At 72.0% G+C, this 20337-nt stretch carries 18 protein-coding genes; 11 read left to right on the top strand and 7 right to left on the bottom strand.

What is annotated here, in order from left to right; genetic code table 11:
- Window positions 1-47: 47 nt before the first annotated feature.
- Entirely contained in the window at window positions 48-1799 is a 1752-nt protein-coding gene (locus tag ACLJOU_RS17850; RefSeq protein ID WP_410568695.1) for a cellulase family glycosylhydrolase, read from the top strand.
- On the opposite strand, the gene ACLJOU_RS17845 is transcribed toward ACLJOU_RS17850, so the two are convergent.
- Window positions 1796-2470 carry a TetR/AcrR family transcriptional regulator gene (locus tag ACLJOU_RS17845; protein ID WP_410568693.1) on the bottom strand — a complete coding sequence of 225 codons (675 nt, stop codon included), beginning with the start codon at window positions 2468-2470 and terminating at the stop codon, window positions 1796-1798. The two genes, ACLJOU_RS17850 and ACLJOU_RS17845, sit on opposite strands and share 4 nt — an antisense overlap.
- An 83-nt stretch (window positions 2471-2553) precedes the next feature.
- On the opposite strand from ACLJOU_RS17845, the gene ACLJOU_RS17840 reads away from it, so the two are divergent.
- Entirely contained in the window at window positions 2554-3657 is a 1104-nt protein-coding gene (locus ACLJOU_RS17840; protein WP_410568692.1) for an FAD-dependent oxidoreductase, read from the top strand.
- Here the strand turns inward: ACLJOU_RS17840 and ACLJOU_RS17835 are convergent, their stop codons facing one another.
- Window positions 3658-4359, bottom strand: coding sequence for a TetR/AcrR family transcriptional regulator (locus tag ACLJOU_RS17835; protein WP_410568690.1), 702 nt, complete (start codon window positions 4357-4359; stop codon window positions 3658-3660). It lies immediately after the preceding gene.
- Between the two features lie 85 nt (window positions 4360-4444).
- On the opposite strand from ACLJOU_RS17835, the gene ACLJOU_RS17830 reads away from it, so the two are divergent.
- The 4 genes from ACLJOU_RS17830 to ACLJOU_RS17815 all read left to right on the top strand — a co-directional run bounded on the left by ACLJOU_RS17830 (window position 4445) and on the right by ACLJOU_RS17815 (window position 8044).
- Complete coding sequence (locus ACLJOU_RS17830) at window positions 4445-5554, top strand: FAD-dependent oxidoreductase (RefSeq protein ID WP_410568959.1); 1110 nt, start codon at window positions 4445-4447, stop codon at window positions 5552-5554.
- Window positions 5555-5673: 119 nt separating this feature from the next.
- On the top strand, window positions 5674-5991 hold the full coding sequence (locus ACLJOU_RS17825) for a hypothetical protein (protein WP_410568688.1): 318 nt from the start codon (window positions 5674-5676) through the stop codon (window positions 5989-5991).
- 89 nt (window positions 5992-6080) lie between these two features.
- Complete coding sequence (gene miaB, locus ACLJOU_RS17820) at window positions 6081-7574, top strand: tRNA (N6-isopentenyl adenosine(37)-C2)-methylthiotransferase MiaB (protein ID WP_410568686.1); 1494 nt, start codon at window positions 6081-6083, stop codon at window positions 7572-7574.
- A complete protein-coding gene (locus ACLJOU_RS17815) occupies window positions 7571-8044 on the top strand; it encodes a hypothetical protein (protein WP_410568684.1) in 474 nt (157 codons plus the stop codon). Before miaB ends, ACLJOU_RS17815 begins: the two co-directional genes overlap by 4 nt.
- 18 nt (window positions 8045-8062) lie before the next feature.
- On the opposite strand, the gene ACLJOU_RS17810 is transcribed toward ACLJOU_RS17815, so the two are convergent.
- Both ACLJOU_RS17810 and ACLJOU_RS17805 read right to left on the bottom strand, forming a co-directional pair.
- On the bottom strand, window positions 8063-8509 hold the full coding sequence (locus ACLJOU_RS17810; RefSeq protein WP_410568682.1) for a hypothetical protein: 447 nt from the start codon (window positions 8507-8509) through the stop codon (window positions 8063-8065).
- Window positions 8510-9144: 635 nt separating this feature from the next.
- Window positions 9145-10458, bottom strand: coding sequence for a DUF349 domain-containing protein (locus ACLJOU_RS17805; RefSeq protein ID WP_410568681.1), 1314 nt, complete (start codon window positions 10456-10458; stop codon window positions 9145-9147).
- Window positions 10459-10676: 218 nt separating this feature from the next.
- On the opposite strand from ACLJOU_RS17805, the gene miaA reads away from it, so the two are divergent.
- Window positions 10677-11588, top strand: a complete 912-nt coding sequence (gene miaA, locus ACLJOU_RS17800; protein WP_410568679.1) for a tRNA (adenosine(37)-N6)-dimethylallyltransferase MiaA — start codon at window positions 10677-10679, stop codon at window positions 11586-11588.
- Window positions 11589-11598: 10 nt separating this feature from the next.
- The gene (gene dapF, locus ACLJOU_RS17795; RefSeq protein WP_410568677.1) at window positions 11599-12426 is read left to right on the top strand and encodes a diaminopimelate epimerase; all 828 of its coding nucleotides are present in this window, start codon (window positions 11599-11601) and stop codon (window positions 12424-12426) included.
- A 19-nt stretch (window positions 12427-12445) separates the two neighbouring features.
- Here dapF and valS read toward each other — a convergent pair whose 3' ends face one another.
- Window positions 12446-14959 (bottom strand): valine--tRNA ligase, encoded by a 2514-nt coding sequence (gene valS, locus ACLJOU_RS17790; protein WP_410568675.1) that lies wholly within the window; start codon window positions 14957-14959, stop codon window positions 12446-12448.
- 9 nt (window positions 14960-14968) lie between these two features.
- Window positions 14969-16222 (bottom strand): MFS transporter, encoded by a 1254-nt coding sequence (locus ACLJOU_RS17785; protein ID WP_410568674.1) that lies wholly within the window; start codon window positions 16220-16222, stop codon window positions 14969-14971.
- A 63-nt stretch (window positions 16223-16285) separates the two neighbouring features.
- Between ACLJOU_RS17785 and ACLJOU_RS17780 the strand changes: the two genes are divergently transcribed.
- Genes ACLJOU_RS17780 through ACLJOU_RS17770 form a run of 3 tightly spaced genes read left to right on the top strand, consistent with a single transcriptional unit; the run spans window position 16286 to window position 19341 of the window.
- Window positions 16286-16789 carry an ArsR/SmtB family transcription factor gene (locus ACLJOU_RS17780; RefSeq protein WP_410568672.1) on the top strand — a complete coding sequence of 168 codons (504 nt, stop codon included), beginning with the start codon at window positions 16286-16288 and terminating at the stop codon, window positions 16787-16789.
- Window positions 16790-16831: 42 nt separating this feature from the next.
- The gene (hflX, locus tag ACLJOU_RS17775; RefSeq protein ID WP_410568670.1) at window positions 16832-18274 is read left to right on the top strand and encodes a GTPase HflX; all 1443 of its coding nucleotides are present in this window, start codon (window positions 16832-16834) and stop codon (window positions 18272-18274) included.
- A 53-nt stretch (window positions 18275-18327) separates the two neighbouring features.
- A complete protein-coding gene (locus ACLJOU_RS17770; RefSeq protein WP_410568668.1) occupies window positions 18328-19341 on the top strand; it encodes a hypothetical protein in 1014 nt (337 codons plus the stop codon).
- A gap of 73 nt (window positions 19342-19414) precedes the next feature.
- Here the strand turns inward: ACLJOU_RS17770 and lexA are convergent, their stop codons facing one another.
- Window positions 19415-20074, bottom strand: coding sequence for a transcriptional repressor LexA (lexA, locus tag ACLJOU_RS17765; RefSeq protein WP_410568667.1), 660 nt, complete (start codon window positions 20072-20074; stop codon window positions 19415-19417).
- Window positions 20075-20337: the final 263 nt, after the last annotated feature.

Here is a 20337-nt window from a genome sequence, read left to right as displayed (position 1 = left end):
GGCTCGCTAGTTTTTTGCGAAACTCCTTCATGTTTGGGGCCGCCATCATGCGCATGCTCGTGGCTTTGCTCACCGCCGTGGCGCTGACTTCCGGCGTCGTCGCCTCCGCTGTCGCCGAAGACGTTCCCGCGCACCGGTTGACCGTGCGCGGCTCGGCTTTCGCCGACGAGTACGGCCGTGAGGTGGTCCTGCGCGGCTTCGACGTTTCGGGGGAGACGAAGCTGGCGGAAAACGGTTTCCTGCCGTTCGCGAACGCGGCGGACGCCCGCCGCTCGGCGCAGGCGATGCGGGCGCTCACCGGCGCGAACGCCGTGCGGTTCCCGATCGCGTGGGCCGGCACGCAGCCCGTGCGCGGGCCGGTGGACACGCGGTACCTGGCCGCGCTGACCGAGCAGCTGAAGGCGTTCCTGGACGAGGGGTTCACCGTCCTGCCCGACTTCCACCAGGACCTGTTCTCCCGCTACCTGTTCGACCGCGGCAGCTGGTACACCGGCGACGGCGCCCCGAAGTGGGTCGTCGACCTCGGCGGCTATCCCGCGGAGAGCTGCGGCATCTGCGCCCACTGGGGCCAGAACATCACCCAGAACGGCGCGGTCCAGGACGCCACGAAGGACTTCTGGCACAACGCCCGCGGCGTCCAGGACGAGTTCGTCGGCCAGGCCGGGCAGACGATGACCTACCTGCGGACGAACCTGAGTGCCGCCCAGTTCGCGGGCATCGCCGGGATGGACCCGTACAACGAACCCTTCGCCGGGCGGTACGACCAGGGCCAGGACAGCAAGGCGTGGGAGCAGAACGTGCTCTGGCCGTTCTTCCAGCGGTTCCGCGCCGCGATGGATTCGGCGGGCTGGCAGGACAAGCCCGCGTTCGTCGAGCCGAACATGTTCTGGAACGCCAACATCTCGTTCCAGCTGCACCCCGGCGGGTTCCAGGACACCGGCGTCATGGGCCCGCGGTACGTGTTCAACACGCACTTCTACGACCAGCTGGCCCAGTCCGGCGTGTTCATGCCGGGCAAAGCGGGCGACGGCCAGTACAGCGCGGACTTCGGCACGGTCCGCGACCGCGCGGCGGCCTTGGGCACGACGGCGATCGTCACCGAGTTCGGCCACCCGATGACGGGCTACACCTCGGACAAGACGCCGACGGTGGACAAGGCGATGTACCAGGCGCTGGATTCCCGGGTGGCCGGGGCGAACTGGTGGAGCCGGCCGGCGCAGTCGGGCCCGGTGCTCTCGGCGACGCAGTGGCAGTGGGATACCTACAGCGGCCGCCACCACGAGCTGATGAACGACAACCCGGACAAGATCAAGACGGACGGCGACGCCTGGAACGGCGAAGACTTCTCCGCGGCCCGCACGGCGGACGACGGCACGGTCCGGCTCCGCCAGGACGCCCGGCTGCTCGACCGCCTCTACCCGGCGGCCGTCGCCGGGCACACGCTGGCGTTCACCTACGAGGACCGTTCGCGCGACGGCAGCCAGACGCTGAGCTGGAACCGGATCCCGTCGACGATGCCGGCGACGGCGGCGCTGACCGGCATCGGGCGCTACGGCGTCCTGGTGTGGCAGGGGACCGACGCGGGCGCGCCGACCGAACTGCACGTCCCGGCGGGGATGACCCCGACGGTGGTCACGGACCTGGCCTCGGCGGCCGGGGTGGGCGACCGCCTGCGCCTGCCGGCGACCCCGGGTCTGCACTATGCCCTGATCGCGGAGCCGGCGGCGGCACCCACCGCGGCCCAGCTGGCGGCGGTCCGCGCGGAACTCGCGGCGTGGGCGCCGGCGGCGGCCCGCTAGCGCAGGGTCGCGATCCCGGCCAGGAAGAGGTCCACGCCGGCGAGGAACTGCGCCCGGTCGTCGTGCTCGCGCAGGTGCGCCGCGGCTTTGTGCACGAACGGGTACTCGGCCGGGTCGAGTGCTGCCCACCGTGCCGAAACGGAGGCGAGGAACGCCGAGCGGTCCGCCGCTTCGGAGGTGAGCAGCCGGGCGTTCGCGGCGTTCTGCCCGGCCACGCCGAGGACGTAGTTCACCAGCGCGCCCGCCGCGTCGAACAGCGCCCGCTCGGGCACGTCGAGCGCCTCCAGCAAGGCGCCGATGCGCTCGTAGATCTCCAGCAGCGCGGGCCGCCACGGCTCCCGGGACAGCTGCGCGCCCACCCACGGGTGCTCATCGATCGCGTCGAACAGGCCCAGTGCCACCGTGCGCAGCGCTTCCCGCGGCTCGGCGTCGCCGCTCACGCCGCCCACGCCGCCCACGCCGCCCACGACGCGCGCGACGACGTCGTCGGTCGCCGCCGCGAGGAGGTCGCTCTTGTTCGCGACGTGGTGGTAGATCGCGCCGTAGCCGGTGGACAGGCGCGCGGTGAGCGCGCGGAACGTCAGCGCCGCCTCGCCGCCGTCGTCCAGGATCGCGGCCGCCGCCCGGACGATCACCTCCTTGGACAGCCCGTCCGTGCGCCGTTTCGCCATGCGGCGATCATCGCATGGTTGGAACGTCGATCCAAACTCGTGCTAGCGTGGTGATTGGAACGACGATCCAACCGGAGGTAATCATGACTGTCACGATCATCGGAGCCGGCCTCGGCGGCCTCGTCCTGGCCCGTGTCCTGCACCGGCACGGCATCCCGGCCGAGGTCTACGAGGCCGAAGCCTCGCCCACCGCGCGCCGCCAGGGCGGCATGCTCGACATCCACCCGTGGAACGGCCAGCAGGCCCTGGCCGCGGCCGGCCTGCTCGAGGGGTTCCGGGAGCTCGTCCTGCCGGGCCGCGAGTCGACCCGCGTCGTCGGCCGCGACGGCACCGTGCTGCTCGACCAGCCCGACGACGGCACCGGCGAACGGCCCGAAGTGCAACGCGGCGAACTGCGGCAGCTGCTGCTCGACTCGCTGCCGCCCGGCACCGTCCACTGGGGACACAAGGTGACCGCGGTGCGCGCGCTCGGCGACGGCGCCCACGAGGTCACCCTGGCCTCCGGCGCCACCTTCGTGACCGGCTTGCTGGTCGGGGCGGACGGCGCGTGGTCGAAGGTCCGGCCGCTGCTTTCGGCCGCCACCCCGGAGTACGTCGGCGTGTCGGTCGTCGAGACGTTCCTCTTCGACGGCGACAACCGCCACCCCGCCGCCGCGAAGGCGGTCGGCGCCGGAGCGCTCTACGCGCTGGCGCCGGGCAAGGGGCTCGTCGCGCACCGCGAGGGCGGCGGAACCCTGCACACGTACGCGCAGCTGTTCAAGCCCCAGGACTGGCTCGCCGACGCCGATGCCGCCACGGTGACGGCCGAGACCGCCGCGGAGTTCGACGGCTGGGCCCCCGAATTGACCGCCCTGATCACCGAAAGCGACACCCCGCCGGTGCTGCGCCGCCTCGGCACCCTGCCGGCCGGGCACCGCTGGGACCGCGTGCCGGGGGTGACCCTGCTCGGCGACGCCGCCCACCTGATGCCGCCGAACGGCGAGGGCGCCAACCTGGCCATGCTGGACGGCGCCGAACTCGGCCAGGCCCTCGCCGCCCACCCCGGCGACGTCGAGACGGCGCTGGCCGAGTACGAAGAGGCGATGTTCGCGCGCGCGGCCGCCGAAGCAGCGGACGAGGACATCTACGCGATCATGTTCGGCGAGGACGCGCCGCACGGCATGGTCGCGCTGCTCACGGGGGAGTAACTAGCCGGTGCCGGTCCCGGTGCCGGTTCCGATGCCGGCCCCGATGCCGTCGAGCAGGAAGCCGAGGCCGATGCGGAAGGTCTCGTCGGCGTCGTGGTGGGCGGCGTCGTGGATCACCTTCTCCAGCGCCGGGAACCGCCCGGTGGCGAACATCCGCATCAGGTAGGGCCCCAGGGCGGCCTGCCACTGCCGCTCGTCCATCCCGCTGTTGCGTTCGGCCCGCCGCTCGGCGATCTCGCGGCGGACCGCGCCGATCACGTAGGCGTCGACGGCGGTGACCATCGGCATCACCACGTCCACGTCGACGCCGTCCAGCGCCGCCAGCACCGCTTCGCCCCTGGCCAGGGCGTTCGGGCCGAGCTGGGGCCGGCCGCCGATCAGGTCGGCGAACCACTCGTGCCGGTGCACGGCCTGCCGGGTGGCCTCGGCCGCCGAGGTCAGCACTTCCCGCCAGCTTTTCCCAGTGGGCCGGATCTCGGCGTGGACGGCGTCGACCATCAGGTCGAGCAGCTCGTCCTTGGTGTCGATGTAGCCGTAGAGCCGCATCGGCCCGACGTCCAGCGCGGCGGCGATCTTGCGCAGGGACACGGCTTCGAGGCCGGCTTCGTCGGCCAGTTCGACGGCTGTCCGGACGATCAGGTCCCGGCTCAGCGGCGCCGGCGCCGGTCGGTTCGCCGGTTCCGGCCGCTCCCACACCAACATGGGGGTGACAATACATCGGCTCCCGCGATACAGTGTATCGAGACGTACGGCGTATCGGAGGGGGATCACGGACATGGACATAGACATGGACATCGCCATCGTGGGCGCCGGCATGGGCGGGCTGGCGCTCGCCCGCGTGCTGCACGTGCGGGGCATCGAGGCGGTCGTGTACGAGCGCGACGCTTCCCGCGGCGCCCGCCGCCAGGGCGGCATGCTCGACATCCATTCCGGGCAGCGGGCGTTGCGCGAGGCCGGGCTGCTCGAGCAGTTCCTGGCGGTCGCGCGTCGCGAAGGGCAGGACATGCGCCTCCTGGAACCGGACGGCACCCTGCTGCTCCAGGAGGACACGCCCGAGGACGCCCCGATGGCGCGGCCGGAGATCGACCGCACGGACCTGCGCAGCCTGCTGCTGGACTCGCTCCCGGAGCAAGCGGTGCGCTGGGGCCACGCGTTCGACCACGCCGAGGACGGCGTCCTGCACTTCGCCGACGGCAGCAGCGCGCGGTACGACCTGCTGGTCGGCGCGGACGGCGCGAACTCCCGGGTCCGCCCGCTGGTCACCGACGCCCGCCCGCGGCACCTCGGCCAGAACGCCGTCGAGCTCGCGATCCCGGACATCGACCGCCGGCACCCCGCCCTCGCGGCCATGGTGGGCCGCGGCAACTACTGGGTGTTCGGCGAGGGCAGGTCCCTGGCGGCCCAGCGCAACGGCGACGGCAGCGTCCGCCTCGGCGTCAGCTTCTACAACACGGGTGAGAACTGGTTCACCGAGAACGGGTTCCGCTTCGACGACCCACCGGCGGTCCGCGCCCGCCTGACCGAGCTCCTGGCGGGCTGGGACCCGCGCATCACGGCCCTGATAACAGCGGCCGACGACACGATCACCCCCCGCGCCCTGACGGCGCTCCCGGTCGGCTTGACCTGGCCCGCGAACCCGACGATCACCCTGGTCGGCGACGCGGCGCACTTGATGCCCCCGGTGGGCGAGGGCGCGAACATGGCCATGCTGGACGGCGCGGTCCTGGGGCTGGCACTGGCGGCCCACCCGCACGACCCCGGCGCGGCGGTGGCGGAGTACGAAAAGGAGATGTTCGAGCGAACCAGCGCGGCGGCGCGCATGTCGGCGGACATGCAGGAGCTGCTGATGTCCCCGGACGCGAGCCGTCGGTTGCTCGAGTTCTTCACGTCGCATTGAAGGTGGGATCTTTGTATCGCCCTGAGGACATCCACTTGGGCGACGTGCGTGTTCACGCGCGTCGGGAGCAGGGTCGCTTCTTTCGCGGTGGGTCTTACGACCCCCATGAGGCCGCATCCATGATCGCTTTGGAGGCGATGCTCGCAGGCGCCCAGGACGTGCGCGTCAGCGTGATCGGAGGGTGGATTCGCGTCTGCGCCGATGTCGATTGGCTGCACGGAATCGAGGCGGAAGCGTTCAGCGGGTTCGCGCCGTTCGAGCCGGGTCCGCCGAACGGTGTCACTTCGGAGTTCTTCCCCGTCGTGTTTTCGACTTCCGTGGTCACGGCAACGCGCTCCGAAGTCCGGATCCTCAAAGGTGACTCCGCAGGACCACTCGACGGTCTGGACGGCGATTGGGAGCGCGTGGTCGCTTTCGAGGTGGCAACGGATCGGTGAGCCGTTTTCGGCGAACCGGCCGCCGCCGGGACGAACGAGCAGGTGGGCGGCGGCTTCGGCCGGTCAGCCCGGGGCTACCCTGGAAGCCGATGACCGAGAACAAGGCACCCAGGGCGTACCAGATCCGCACCTTCGGCTGCCAGATGAACGTGCACGACTCCGAGCGGCTCGCCGGGCAGCTCGAGGACGCCGGCTACGTCCCGGCCACCGCCGGGGCCGAGCCCGACCTGATCGTGTTCAACACCTGCGCCGTCCGGGAGAACGCGGACAACAAGCTGTACGGCACCCTCGGGCACCTGCGCCCCGACAAGGTCGCGAATCCCGACCTGCAGATCGCCGTCGGCGGGTGCCTCGCGCAGAAGGACCGCGGGGAGATCGTCAAGCGGGCGCCGTGGGTCGACGTCGTGTTCGGCACCCACAACATCGGGTCGCTGCCGACGCTGCTGGAGCGCGCCCGGCACAACGCCGCGGCCGAGGTCGAGATCCTCGAATCGCTCGAGACCTTCCCCTCGACGCTGCCCGCGCGCCGCGAATCGTCCTACGCGAGCTGGGTGTCCGTTTCGGTCGGCTGCAACAACACCTGCACCTTCTGCATCGTCCCCGCCCTGCGCGGCAAGGAACGCGACCGGCGGCCCGGCGAAATCCTGGCCGAGGTCGAGGCGCTCGTCGCCGAGGGCGTGCTCGAAGTCACCCTGCTCGGCCAGAACGTCAACTCCTACGGCGTCGAATTCGGCGACCGGCTGGCGTTCGGCAAGCTGCTGCGCGCGTGCGGCACGATCGACGGCCTCGAGCGCGTCCGGTTCACTTCGCCGCACCCGGCCGCGTTCACCTCCGACGTGATCGACGCCATGGCCGCGACGCCGAACGTCTGCCACCAGCTGCACATGCCGCTGCAGTCCGGGTCCGACCGGGTGCTGCGCGAGATGAAGCGGTCCTACCGCTCGGCGCGCTTCCTGAATATCCTCGACGAGGTCCGCGCGGCCATGCCGGACGCGGCGATCACCACCGACATCATCGTCGGCTTCCCCGGCGAGACCGAAGAGGACTTCCAGGCGACCCTGGACGTCGTGGCGCAGGCCCGCTTCGCCAGCGCGTTCACCTTCCAGTACTCGAAACGGCCCGGCACGCCGGCCGCGACGATGGCGGGGCAGCTGCCCAAGGAGGTCGTGCAGGAGCGCTACGACCGGCTGGTCGAGCTGCAGAACGCGATCTCCTGGGCGGAGAACAAGAAGCTCGTCGGCCGCCGCGTCGAACTGCTCGTCGCCGCGGGCGAAGGCCGCAAGGACGCCGAGACGCAGCGGATGAGCGGCCGCGCCCGCGACGGGCGGCTGGTGCACTTCACCCCGGCCGGCGCCCACGTCGACCGCGCGGTGCGTCCCGGCGACGTCGTCGAAACGGTCGTCACCTACGCCGCCCCGCACCACCTGGTGGCCGACGGCGACCTGCTGTCCCACCGGCGGACGCGGGCGGGCGACAACGCGGAGGCCGGCCTGCGGCCGAAGACGAGCGGCGTCACGCTGGGTCTGCCGGGCTTCGGAGCTCCGGCCGCTCAGCCCGAACCGGTGAGTGGGTGTGCGCTGTGACCGAGCCCAGGGGCAACGGCGAACTCGCCGGCCTGGCGGCCGAAATCGACGAGGCGGGCTCGCGGGTGTCCCGCACGGTGGAGCTGGGCCGCCGCGGGTTCACCATCGCGGTGTTCACGTTCGTGCTGCTGATCTGCCAGATCCTCCCGTGGGTCGGCGACAAGGCGGGCTGGCAGGTCCTGGCCGGCGAGGGCGGCGGCATCCCCCAGCTGTTCGCCGCGACGTCGACCGGGGTGGGCATCCTGGCCTCGGCACTGGCCCTGGTGACGCGGCGCTGGTGGCTGGCCTGGGTCTGCGCGGCGGGCGGCTGGTTCGCTTCGGTGGACGGCCTGCTGTCGATCTGGTCGCAGCAGTCCTCCCACGCGCCGGGCTCCGCGGGCGGCGGTCCCGGGTTCGGCATGGTGATCGCCTTCATCGCGATGATCTGCCTCGCCGTCCAGTGGATGCGGACGGCGTTCTCGCGTTCTTGAGACCGGCGGGGACCGGGTTCAGCCGACGTGCAGGGTGAGGGTGCCCGCCGAGTACGCGGCGGCGTAGAGGGCGGTCTCGGGGTGGTAGAGCCGCAGCGAGACGGTGGCGCTCACGCTGAAGCTGAGGCGGACGGAGAACCCGCCGTTCGGCCGGCAGGTGGTGTCGGCGATGTTCACCCAGGCACCGGCCTGCAGCTGCTGCACGATGACGGCCTCGAGGGACCCTTCACTACGGGGCGCGTCGACCACCTTGAGGTTGCCCTTGAGGTCGACCTTCTCGTTGACCTTGACGTGGTCTTTCCCGAGCTTCCCCTCGACCTTCACCTTCCCCTTGCCGGCTTCGACGGCGGAGGAGAGCGGAGCGGCCCCGGCGGGCGCGGCGACCGCGGGAGCGAGCCCGACGAGGGCGATGCCGATGGCGAGAGCGGAAAGAATCCTGCTGGCGCTGTGGGGTGTCCTGATCATGACCAGAGTGCAGCACCGCGCGCGGCCCGCAGCGCGCGGTAACCCCCGGTCGGGGCGCTGACCGAACCCCTTCGAGTGGGCCGGCTTGCGCAAGACCGGGCGCCCGCAGAGCCCGCCCGCAGAGCCCGCCCGCAGAGCCCGCCCGCAGAGCCCGCCCGCAGAGCCCGCCCGCAGAGCCCGCCCGCAGAGCCCGCCCGCAGAGCCCGCCCGCAGAGCCCGCCCTCCCTGGGGGCTGCCCCCGCTTCCAGCCTATCGCCGGCCACCGACAGAACCCCGCCGAAACCGCACCCGACCGCCTCACCCATCCACATCACAACGCCTCTGTGGACAACACGGCAAAGCCCTCTTCACCAGCCGAAAGCTGGTGAAGAGGGCTCCCACGCAAAGCACCCTCGGCGCTCCGCGACAGCCTTGGCGGTCAGCGGCAACCTCGGCGGTCTGCGACAGCCGCCTCAGCGGTCGGCGGCATCCTGGGCGGTCTGCGACAGCCGCCTCGGCGGTCGGCGGCGTCCTGGGCGGTCTGCGACAGCCGCCTCGGCGGTCGGCGGCGCCCTGGGCGGTCTGCGACAGCCGCCTCAGCGGTCAGCAGCACCCTCGGCGGTCGGCGACAGCCGCCTCAGCGGTCAGCGGCACCCTCAGCGATCAGCGACAGCCGCCTCGGCGGCGTGCAGCCACTCGCGCCACTGGGCCGCCTGCTCGTCCGCCTTCTTCGCGCGCCGCTCGTCTCCCGCCGCGCGGGCCTTGGCCGCCTGGGACTCGAACTGCTCCACCCGCTCGCGGAACTGGGCCGCGCGGGCCTGGGCCTCCGGGTCCGTCCGGCGCCAGCGGCTGTCCTCCGCCGACTTGACCGCGTCCTGGACCGCCTTCAGCCTTCCGTCCAGCTCGCGGATGCGCTCGCGGGGGACCTTGCCGATCTCGTCCCACTGCTCCTGGATGCGCCGCAGGGCGCTCTTCGCCGCCTCGAGGTTCGCCGAGGCGTCGATCTTCTCCGCCTCGATCAGCAGTTCCTCCTTGCGCGCGGCGTTCGCGGAGAACTCCGCGTCACGCTCGGAGAACACCGCCGACCGGCGGGCGAAGAACTTGTCCTGCGCCGCCCGGAACCGCTGCCACAGCGCCTCGTCGCTGTCCTTCGGCGCGCGGCCGGCCGCCTTCCACTCGGTCATCAGGTCCTTGTAGCGGCCCGCCGTCTCGCCCCAGTCCTCGGACTCGCTGATGGCCTCCGCCTCGGCGATGAGCTCTTCCTTGCGCTGCTTGGCCGACGCGCGCTGCTTGTCCAGCTCGGCGAAGTGCGAGCCGCGCCGCCGGTTGAACCCCTCGCGGGCCTTCGAGAACCGCTTCCACAGCTCGTCGTCGGTCTTGCGGTCGACGCCCTTGACCGTCTTCCACTCGTCCAGGATCGCGCGCAGGCGGTCGCCCGCCGCCTTCCACTGGGTCGAGTCGGCCGCGATCTTCTCGGCTTCCTCGGCGAGTTCCTGCTTGCGGGCGACGGCCGCCGCGCGGGCTTCCTCGCGCTCCGCCTTCGCGCTGGCCAGGGCCTTCTCGGCGTGCGCGATGACGTACTCCAGCCGCGCGGCGAGCGCGGCCAGGTCGCCGACCACCGCCGCCTCGGCCAGCCCGTCCCGGATCTGGGTGGCGTTCGACAGCGCGTGCTTCGGGTCGCCGGCCCCGGAGATCAGCCGCGTCTCCAGCAGCTCGACCTCGGTGCGCAGGTCGTCGAACCGGCGTGCGTAGTGCACCAGGCCCTCGTCGGGGCTGCCTGCCTGCCAGACGCCGACGGCCCGCTCGCCCTCGGCGGTGACGACGTAGACGGTGCCCTCCTCGTCGATCCGGCCCCAGGTCGACGGGGTGGGTTCGGCGGGCGGCACGGGCGGGGCGGCGTGCCCGGCGTGCAGCGCGTGCGGCACCGGGTGCGGGGCCGGGGTACCGGTGGAAGTGTTCTCCTGGGCCATCGCAGGCTCCTTATCGCCTGTACGCCCGCTCGCGCGGGCGCCCCGCCGTTCGGGCGGGGCCGGGTAATGCGGTCGTCACGGGCCGTGCTCGGATGCTACGGCCTCACGCGGCATTCAAGCAGCTCAGCGCGCACCGTGGTACTGGATGGGCCACTCGAAGCACGTGATCCTACTTCCGGTGGACGCTCTGCATCGGCCCGCCGGTATTGTCAGCCGCCGTGAACAGCCCCGTCGTCCCGCTCGCGGTGGTCGGGCCGACGGCCACCGGCAAGACCGCGCTGGCCGTGGAGCTGGCCCGCGAACTCGGCGGCGAAGTCGTCAACGCCGACGCGATGCAGCTCTACCGGGGCATGGACATCGGCACCGCCAAGGCCACCGCGGCCGAGCGCCGCGGGGTGCCACACCACCTGCTCGACGTCCTGGACGTGACCGAGACGGCGTCCGTCGCGGCCTACCAGCGGCACGCGCGGGCCGAGATCGAGCGGCTGCTGGCCGGCGGCAGGGTGCCGGTGCTGGCCGGCGGGTCCGGCCTCTACGTCCAGGCCGTGCTCGACGACCTGCGGTTCCCCGGCACCGACCCGGCCGTCCGGGCCCGGCTCGACGCGGAAGCCGAGGAACTCGGCACGCCCGCGTTGTACACCCGGCTGGGTGAACGCGATCCCGTTGCCGCCGCCAAGATCCTGCCGACCAACACCCGCCGGATCGTGCGCGCCCTCGAAGTCATCGAGATCACCGGTGAGCCGTTCTCGGCGAACCTGCCCGAGCCCGGCCCGGCCCGCTACGGCACGGTCGTCATCGGCATCGACCGGGACGCCGGCGAGCTCGACGAGCGCGTGAACGAGCGCGTCGAGCGCATGTTCCGGGCCGGGCTGGTCGACGAAGTGCGCGAACTGGAAAAGCGCGGCCTGCGCGAGGGGAAGACGGCGTCGCGGGCGCTCGGGTACCAGCAGGTGCTGGCGGAGCTGGACGGCGAAGGCGACTTCGCGGCGGCCGCCGCGGCAACGGCGCAGGCCACCCGGCGCTTCGTCCGCAAGCAGCGCTCCTGGTTCCGGCGCGACCAGCGGATCCACTGGTTCGACGGCGCCGATCCGGAGCTGGCCGCGCGCGTCCTGGATACCCTGGGCCGGTAATCTTGACGCCATGGGCGGAATCGAGTTCCTCAAGGGGCACGGCACGCAGAACGACTTCGTGCTGCTCCCCGATCCGGCGGCCCGCCTCGAGCTGACCGAAGCCAGGGTCGCCGCGTTGTGCGACCGCCGGCGCGGCCTCGGGGCCGACGGCGTGCTGCGCGTCGTCCGCGCCGCCGCGCTCGACCGGCCGTCCGCGGGCGAGTGGTTCATGGACTACCGCAACGCCGACGGGTCGATCGCCGAGATGTGCGGCAACGGCGTGCGTGTGTTCGCCCGGTACCTGGTCGACGCGGGCCTGGCCGCCGAGGGCGAGTTCGTCGTCGGCACCCGCGCGGGCGACCGCCCGGTCGTGGTGCACCCGGACCGCTCGGTCACCGTCCACATGGGACCGGCGACGATCACGGGGACGTCGGTCACGGTGGTGGCCGGCCGCCCGTTCTCCGGCGTGGCGGTCGACGTCGGCAACCCGCACCTGGTGTCGCTGCTCGACGACGACGTGGCGGAGCTCGACCTGCGCGAGCAGCCCGACTTCGACCACGACGTCTTCCCGCACGGGGTCAACCTCGAGTTCGTCAACCGCCTCGGCGAGGGCGCGTTGCGGATGCGCGTGCACGAGCGCGGGGTGGGGGAGACCCGCGCCTGCGGCACCGGCACGGTCGCGGCGGTGGCGGCGGCGTTCCACCTGGCCGGCACCGACACGGGCGCGTCCGCGGTCGACATCCCGGGCGGCCGCGTCGAGGTGACGGTCTCCCGAGGCGCGTCCACGCTGTCCGGGCCCGCCGAGATCGTCGCCCGCGGCGAGCTCGACGAAGGCTGGTGGACCGCCGCCGGTTCCTGACCGGGGCGGTCCACCTCCGTCAGACCGTCGCGTGGAGGGCGAAGTCGCCTTCGTGGGTCGTGACGTCCGAGATCGCCCCCGCGGTGCGGATGTCCGGCTCGATCTCCCCGAACCGCGCCAGCACGTCCGCCGGGCCGGTCACCGCGAGGCGCTCCACCGCCGTGCGCATCGACACCTTCGCGTCGGTCTTCGCGCGGCGCACCGCCGCGATCACCTGGCTCGCGAGCGCCAGCAGCTCCGGGTCACCGCCGGACTCCGCGGCCGAAGGCCAGCCCGCCCGGTGCACCGAACCGGGACGCCACCACGACCAGACTTCCTCGGTCGCGAACGGCAGGAACGGCGCGAACAGCCGCAGCAGCGCCGAGAGCGCCGTCACGAGCGCCGCCCGTGCGGACTGGGCCGCTTCCGGCCCCCGGTCCCCGTACGCGCGGCCCTTCACCAGCTCGACGTAGTCGTCGCAGAACGTCCAGAAGAACGTCTCCGTCACCTGCAGCGCCCGCGCGTAGTCCAGCGCTTCCAGCGCCGCCGTCGCCTGCTCGGTGACGACGGCCAGCGACGCGAGCAGGGCCCGGTCCAGCGGCTCGGTGGCCACCGCGTCCGGGGCGGGCACGCCGAGGCCGAGCACGAACCGGCTCGCGTTGAGCAGCTTCGTCGCCAGCCGGCGGCCGACCTTCATCTGGCCTTCGTCCACCGCCGTGTCGACGCCCGGGCGCGCACTCGCCGCCCAGTACCGGACGGCGTCCGAGCCGAAGCGCTCCAGCAGGTCCACCGGGGTGATCACGTTGCCGACCGACTTCGACATCTTCTTGCGGTCCGGGTCGAGCACCCAGCCCGCGATCGATGCCGCCCGCCACGGCAGCACGCCGTGCTCCAGTTCCGCGCGCACCGCGGTCGAAAACAGCCAGGTGCGGATGATCTCGTGCGCCTGCGGCCGCAGGTCCATCGGGAAGACGCGGGAGAACAGGTCGTCGTCGAGGCTCCACCGGCCGACGATCTGCGGCGTGAGCGACGACGTCGCCCAGGTGTCCATCACGTCGGGGTCGGCGGCGAACCCGCCCGGCACGCCGCGCTGCTGTTCGGTGAACCCCGGCGGGACGTCGCTGCTCGGGTCCACCGGCAGGGTGGCCGGCAGCAGGCGCGCGTCGTAGTCGGGCTCGCCGTGCTCGTCGAGCCGGTACCACAGCGGGATCGGCACGCCGAAGAACCGCTGCCGGCTGATCAGCCAGTCCCCGGCCAGGTTCTCCACCCACGACGAGTACCGGACGCGCATGTGCTTCGGCACCCAGTCCAGCTCTTCACCACGGGCGAGCATCTTCTCCTGGAAGGCGGCGTCGGTCCCGCCGTTGCGCAGGTACCACTGCCGGCTGGCCACGATCTCCAGCGGCCTGTCGCCCTTTTCGTAGAACTTCACCGCATGCGTGATCGGCCGCGGTTCCCCCTGCAGGGCGCCGCTTTCGCGCAGCAGCCGGACCAGGATCTCGCGTCCCGTGTGGACGGTCTTGCCGACCAGTGGCGCGTAGGCCTCCGGCGGCACCCCGGGCGGCGCGTCCGGCAGGAACCGGCCGTCGCGGCCCAGCACCACCCGGGTGGCCAGCCGCAGCTCCCGCCACCACGTGACGTCGGTGGTGTCGCCGAACGTGCACACCATCGCGATGCCGCGGCCCTTCTCCGGATCCGCCAGGTGGTGCGCCACGACGGGCACCTCGACGCCGAACACCGGCGTCCGCACGGTCTGCCCGAACAGCGGCCGGAAGCGCTCGTCGTCGGGGTGCGCCACCAGCGCGACGCACGCGGGCAGCAGCTCCGGGCGGGTCGTCGCGATCACGACGTCGGCGCCGTCCGGCCCGGTGAACGCGAGGTCGTGGAACGCACCCGGACGTTCGCGGTCCTCCAGCTCGGCCTGCGCGACGGCGGTGCGGAACGAGACGTCCCAGAGCGTCGGCGCTTCGGCCTGGTAGGCCTCACCGCGCTCGAGGTTGCGCAGGAACGCGCGCTGCGAAATCAGCCGCGACTCGTGCCCGATCGTCTGGTAGGTCATCGTCCAGTCGACCGAGAGCCCGAGCTGCCGCCACAGCTGTTCGAAGGCCTGTTCGTCGGTCTCGGTCAGCTTTTCGCACAGCTCGACGAAGTTGCGCCGCGAAATCGCGACGACGTCTTTGCCCGGCTTCTCCGGTGGCCGGAAATCCGGGTCGTAGGGCAGCGCGGGCTCACAGCGGACGCCGAAGTGGTTCTGCACCCGGCGTTCGGTCGGCAGGCCGTTGTCGTCCCAGCCCATCGGGTAGAACACCTCGAGCCCGCGCATCCGCTTGAACCGCGCGACGACATCGGTCTGGGTGAAGGAGAAGACGTGCCCGATGTGCAGCGACCCGCTGACCGTCGGCGGGGGCGTGTCGATCGAATAGATCTCGTCCCGGGTCTTCGTCCGGTCGAAGCGGTAGGCACCCGTGGTCTCCCATACGGGTACCCACTTGGCCTCCAGACCGTCGACACCGACCTTGTCCGGGACTCGCGGGCGTTCGTATGGGGTACTCATGAAGCAACCTTAGGGGGCGCCGGAACCGGTTTTCGCCTCGGTCGGCAGGTCGCGCATGCGCCGCAACGGCGACCAGAGCACCCAGACCACCGCGGCGGTCTCGCCGGCCACCGCCGCCCAGATCGCGCCGGTCAGGCCGAGCCACTCGCCGAGGCCGCCGCCCAGCAGGCCGCCGAGCGGCATCGTGCCCCAGACGACGCACCGCACGCTCGCGTTCATCCGGCCGAGCAGGCGGTCGGGGCAGATCGCCTGCCGGTACGACACCTGCGCGACGTTGTAGACGATGATCCCGAAGCCGGCGGCGGCTTCGCCCAGCACGGCGAGGCCGAACCGCCAGTCCGGCGCGGTGAGCGGGAGCAGCAGGTGACCGGGCAGGGTGAACAGCGGCACCAGCCAGATCGCCCGCGCCTGGCCGATGCGGCGGGTCAGCGCGCCCGAACCGAGCGCGCCGAGGATCCCGCCCGCGCCGCCGGCCGCCAGCAGCACGCCGATCGCGGCCGGCGGGAGGCCCGCGACCCGCGTCAGGAACAGCACCTGCACGGCCGCGAGCGCCGCGTTGAAGAAGTTCGCGGTCGCGGTCGTGCCGACGATGGCGCGCAACGGGCGGTCGGAGAAGACGAACCGCAGCCCTTCGGCGATCTGCGGGAGCAGCCTGGGGTGGCTGCCGCGGTCCGGCGCGGGTTCCTGCGTCCGGATGCGCAGCAGGCACAGCGCCGAGGTGAGGAAGCCGAGGCTGGTGACGAGCACGGTGTTGGCCGCGGTCACCAGCTGGACCAGCACGCCGGCGGCGCTCGGCCCGGCGATCTGCGCGGTCGACTGGACGGCCTGCAGCTTCGTGTTGCCTTCCAGGAGGTGTTCCCGGCCGACGAGCGACGGCAGGTACGACTGGTAGGCGATGTCGAAGAACACCGTCGCCATGCCGGTGAACAGCACGACCACCAGCAGCTGTGCGAACGTCAGCACCCCGGCCCACCAGGCGAGCGGTACGGTCAGCAGCAGCGCGAAGCGGGTGAAGTCGGCGGTGAGCATGACGCGGCGGCGGCTCAGCCGGTCCACCCAGACCCCGGCCGGCAGCCCGATCAGCAGGAACGCGGCCGTCTCGGCCGCGGTCAGCAGCCCCATCTCGAACGGCGTGGCGGCCAGCGTCACGGCCGCGAGGAGCGGGATGGCGGTGTTGCCGACGAACGTGCCGAACTGGCTGGCCGTGTCGCCGGCCCACAGTCGTCGGAAGTCCGCGTGGCGGAAGAGTGACCCCCTGTGCATGGTCCCCGAGTGTGGCCCGAGTGATTGGAAAGTGTCAATCACTGTTCGCTCTAGGCTGTGTGCGTGTCCCCTGAGCAACGACGTGCCGCCACCGAAGCCGAGGCCGCCGCGCTGGCCTCCGGAATACGGCTGCGCATCATCCGGTTGACCTTCTCGGAGGCGCTGACGAACAAGGAGCTGGCGAGGCGGCTGGGCCGGGACCCCGCGACGACGCTGCACCACGTGCGCAAGCTCGTCGAGACCGGCTTCCTCGCCGCGCAGCCCCCGCGCCGCGGGGCCCGGGGTGCCCGGGAAATTCCGTATCTTTCGACGGGGCTTTCGTGGACACTCGACTCATGCGGTGACAAGGGCGTGGAACAGGCGGTGCTCGAGGCCTATCTGGCCGAGATCGCCGAGACCGGATTCGAGGGCGTGCACCAGTCGCGCCTGGTCGTCCAGGTGGCCCCCGAGGAGCGGGCGGAGCTGGAAACACGGCTCAACGCCCTGCTCGAGGAATTCCGCGCGCGCCCGCGCCGTCCCGGCGCCGAGCGCACCGCGATCTACCTCGCCACTTATCCCAGCACGTAAAAGTTCGGTTCCCGCGGCGAATCGTGGGAACATGGAGGCACGATGACAGAACTGACACACACCGAAGACCACGACGACGACCTGTACGACCCGTCGACCGGCGAGATGGAACTCGAGGACCGCGCGTCGCTGCGCCGGGTCAGGGGACTGTCCACGGAGCTGGACGACGTCACCGAGGTCGAGTACCGGCAACTGCGGCTCGAGCGCGTCGTGCTGGTCGGCGTGTGGACCGAGGGCACGGCCCTGCAGTCCGAGGCGTCGCTGGCCGAGCTGGCGCGCCTGGCCGAGACGGCGGGCTCGGAGGTCCTCGAAGGCCTCATCCAGCGGCGGACCAAGCCGGACCCGGCCACCTACATCGGCTCGGGCAAGGTGCGGGAGCTACGCGACATCGTCGGCTCCACCGGTGCCGACACCGTGATCTGCGACGGCGAGCTCTCGCCGAGCCAGCTGCGGCAGCTCGAGGAGAAGGTGAAGGTCAAGGTCATCGACCGGACCGCCCTGATCCTCGACATCTTCGCCCAGCACGCCCGGTCCAAGGAGGGCAAGGCGCAGGTCGAGCTGGCCCAGCTGCAGTACCTGATCCCGCGGCTGCGCGGGTGGGGTACGTCGCTGTCCCGGCAGGCCGGTGGCCGCGCCGGCGGCGCGAACGGCGGCGTGGGCCTGCGCGGTCCCGGTGAGACCAAGCTCGAGACCGACCGGCGGCGGATTAACAAGCGCGTGGCGAAGCTGCGCCGGGAGATCGCGGCCATGGACACCATCCGCGAGACCAAGCGCGGGCGGCGGCTGGCCAACGAGGTGCCCAGCGTGGCGATCGTCGGCTACACCAACGCCGGCAAGTCGAGCCTGCTCAACGCGCTGACCGGGGCCGGGGTGCTGGTGGAGGACGCGCTGTTCGCCACCCTCGACCCGACCACCCGGCGCGCGCAGACGCCGGACGGCCGCGGCTACACGCTGACCGACACCGTCGGGTTCGTGCGGCACCTGCCGCACCAGCTGGTGGACGCGTTCCGCTCGACGCTCGAGGAGGCCGCGGACGCGGACCTGCTCGTGCACGTGGTGGACGGGTCCGACCCGGCGCCCGAAGAGCAGGTCAGCGCGGTGCGTGAGGTGCTCGCCGAGATCACCCGCAAGCGCCAGGAGCCGCTCCCGCCGGAGCTGCTCGTGATCAACAAGACCGACGCGTCCGACGAGGTCAGCCTGGCCCGGCTGCGGCACGCGCTGGCCGGTTCGGTCCAGGTTTCGGCCCGCACCGGGGCCGGCATCGCGGAGCTCGTCGAGGTGATCGCCGAGCGCCTGCCGCGCCCGGAGGTCACGGTCGACGTCCTGGTGCCCTACTCGCGCGGCGAGCTCGTCGCGCGGGCGCACGCGGACGGCGAAGTCCTCGAGGAGGAGCACGCCGAGGAGGGCACGCGCCTGCTGGTGCGGGTCCGCCCGGACCTCGCGGCGGCCTTGCGCGAGTACGAGACCAACTCGACCGGGGCCTGACACGTCTCCGTAGTGTGCGATCCACGGGGGTCGCACACTACGGAGGTGGCTGGGTGCGCTGGATGGTCGCGGTCGCGGCGGTGTCCGTGGGGGTGCTCGCCGCTCCTGTGCCCGCTTCGGCGGCACCGGCGCCGGAGCCGTTGTGCACGGTGAAGGACTCCCGGATCGGCGAGCTGTCCGGCCTGGTCTCCGACGGCACGCAGCTGTACGCGATCAACGACGGCGGCAGCAAGGTCCAGGTGTTCGTGCTCGGCCGGGACTGCAAGGTGCAGAAAGTCCTGACCGAAAAGACCGACCCCTTCGACGTCGAGGACCTGGCCCGGACGTCCGACGGCCGCTTGTGGCTGTCCGACACGGGTGACAACAAGAAGGGCCGGCTGACGGTCGCCCTGCTGGAGATGACTCCCGAGGGCAAGGTCACGCTGCACCGGCTCACCTACCCGGACGGCCAGCACGACACCGAAGCGCTGATCATGGACAAGGCGGGCACGCCGTACCTGATCACCAAGGACGTCCTCGGCGAGGCCCGCGTGTACCGGCCTTCGGGGCCACTGGCGAGCCCGGGACCGACCCCGCTGGAAAAGGTCGGCACGGTGAAGATCGCCACGACGGACACCCAGGGCGGCCCGGTCGGTTCGATCGGTTCGGTCCTGGTCACGGGCGGCGCTTCGATGGCCGACGGCAGCGTGATCGCGTTGCGGACGTACACGGACGCCTATGTGTACGCGGCTCCGGACGGCGACGTGCTTGCCGCGTTGCAGCGCAACCCCGTGCGGATCCCGCTGCCGGGGGAGAAGCAGGGCGAGGCGATCGCGTTCGACCCCGACGGAACGCTGCTCTCCGGCAGCGAAGGTGTGGGCCAGCCCCTCCGCGCGGTGCGGGGCGCGGCGGCACTGGCCGCGCAGTCCGGCGCACCGGCGGAGGGGACGACCTCGACGAACGCGTCGTCCGGCTCGGCGGGGGACGGGGCCGGGCTCCCCGTCCTGCCTGCCGCCGGGATCACGCTCGCGGTGGTCGGCCTCGGCTGGTTCGGCTTCCGCAAGCTGCGTCGCCGGGCCCGCCGCTGACCTCCGGCTCCCCACGGCCGAAGATCATCCGATCCGGTGAAGATTTCCGGGCCGTGCGAAAGCCCGGGATCTCCTAGAGGCGGCGCAGAACGGCCACGACCTTGCCGAGCACCGTGGCGTCGTCGCCGGGGATCGGGTCGTACGCCTCGTTGTGCGGCATCAGCCAGATGTGGCCGTCCTTGCGCTTGAAGGTCTTGACCGTGGCCTCGCCGTCGATCATCGCCGCGACGATCTCGCCGTTGTCCGCGTCCGGCTGCTGGCGGACCACGACCCAGTCGCCGTCGGTGATGGCCGCGTCGACCATCGAGTCGCCGGTGACCTTCAGCAGGAACAGCTCGCCCTCGCCGACGATCTCCCGCGGCAGCGGGAAGACGTCCTCGATGGCCTGCTCGGCCAGCACCGGGCCACCGGCGGCGATCCGGCCGACCAGCGGCACGTACGCCGCCTTCGGCATGACCGGCTGCTGGTCCATCTCGATGCCCATGGGGTTGTCGTCGGTCGCCGAAAGGACGCCGACCGCGCGCGGCCGGTTCGCGTCCCGGCGCAGGTAGCCCTTGCGCTGCAGCGCGCGCAGCTGGTGGGAGACCGACGACGTCGACGTCAGCCCGACCGCCTCGCCGATTTCCCGGACGCTCGGCGGGTAGCCGAACCGGCTCACCCACGAGCGGATCACGTCGAGGACCTGCTGCTGGCGGACGGTGAGGGTCTCGTCCACGTCGTACACCTCGGGCATGGTGTGCACCTTGCCCGAGCCGCCGGGGGACCCACTGGTCCTGCCCGCCTTGTTCTCCTTCGCCACTGCGTCGCCTCCCAGACGTTCGCTGCACGTATCTGCGCGCCGGCCGCCGCCCGCCGGGTGCGGGCAGGCTCGCCGGCGGCATCTGCCCGGCAGATGCCCTGGTCACCGACGTTAGCCCCCGGGCACGGCGATTTCAAACATCTGTTCGATCGACACGCCGTGTCCGCTCGATTTTGTCGGTGGCAGGTGGTAGACCT

It is taken from the genome of Amycolatopsis sp. cmx-4-61 (assembly GCF_046548775.1).
In the GTDB taxonomy this organism is placed as follows: domain Bacteria; phylum Actinomycetota; class Actinomycetes; order Mycobacteriales; family Pseudonocardiaceae; genus Amycolatopsis.
Note: the sequence above shows the minus strand (reverse complement) of the source record. Positions and strands in the feature narration are given on the sequence as shown.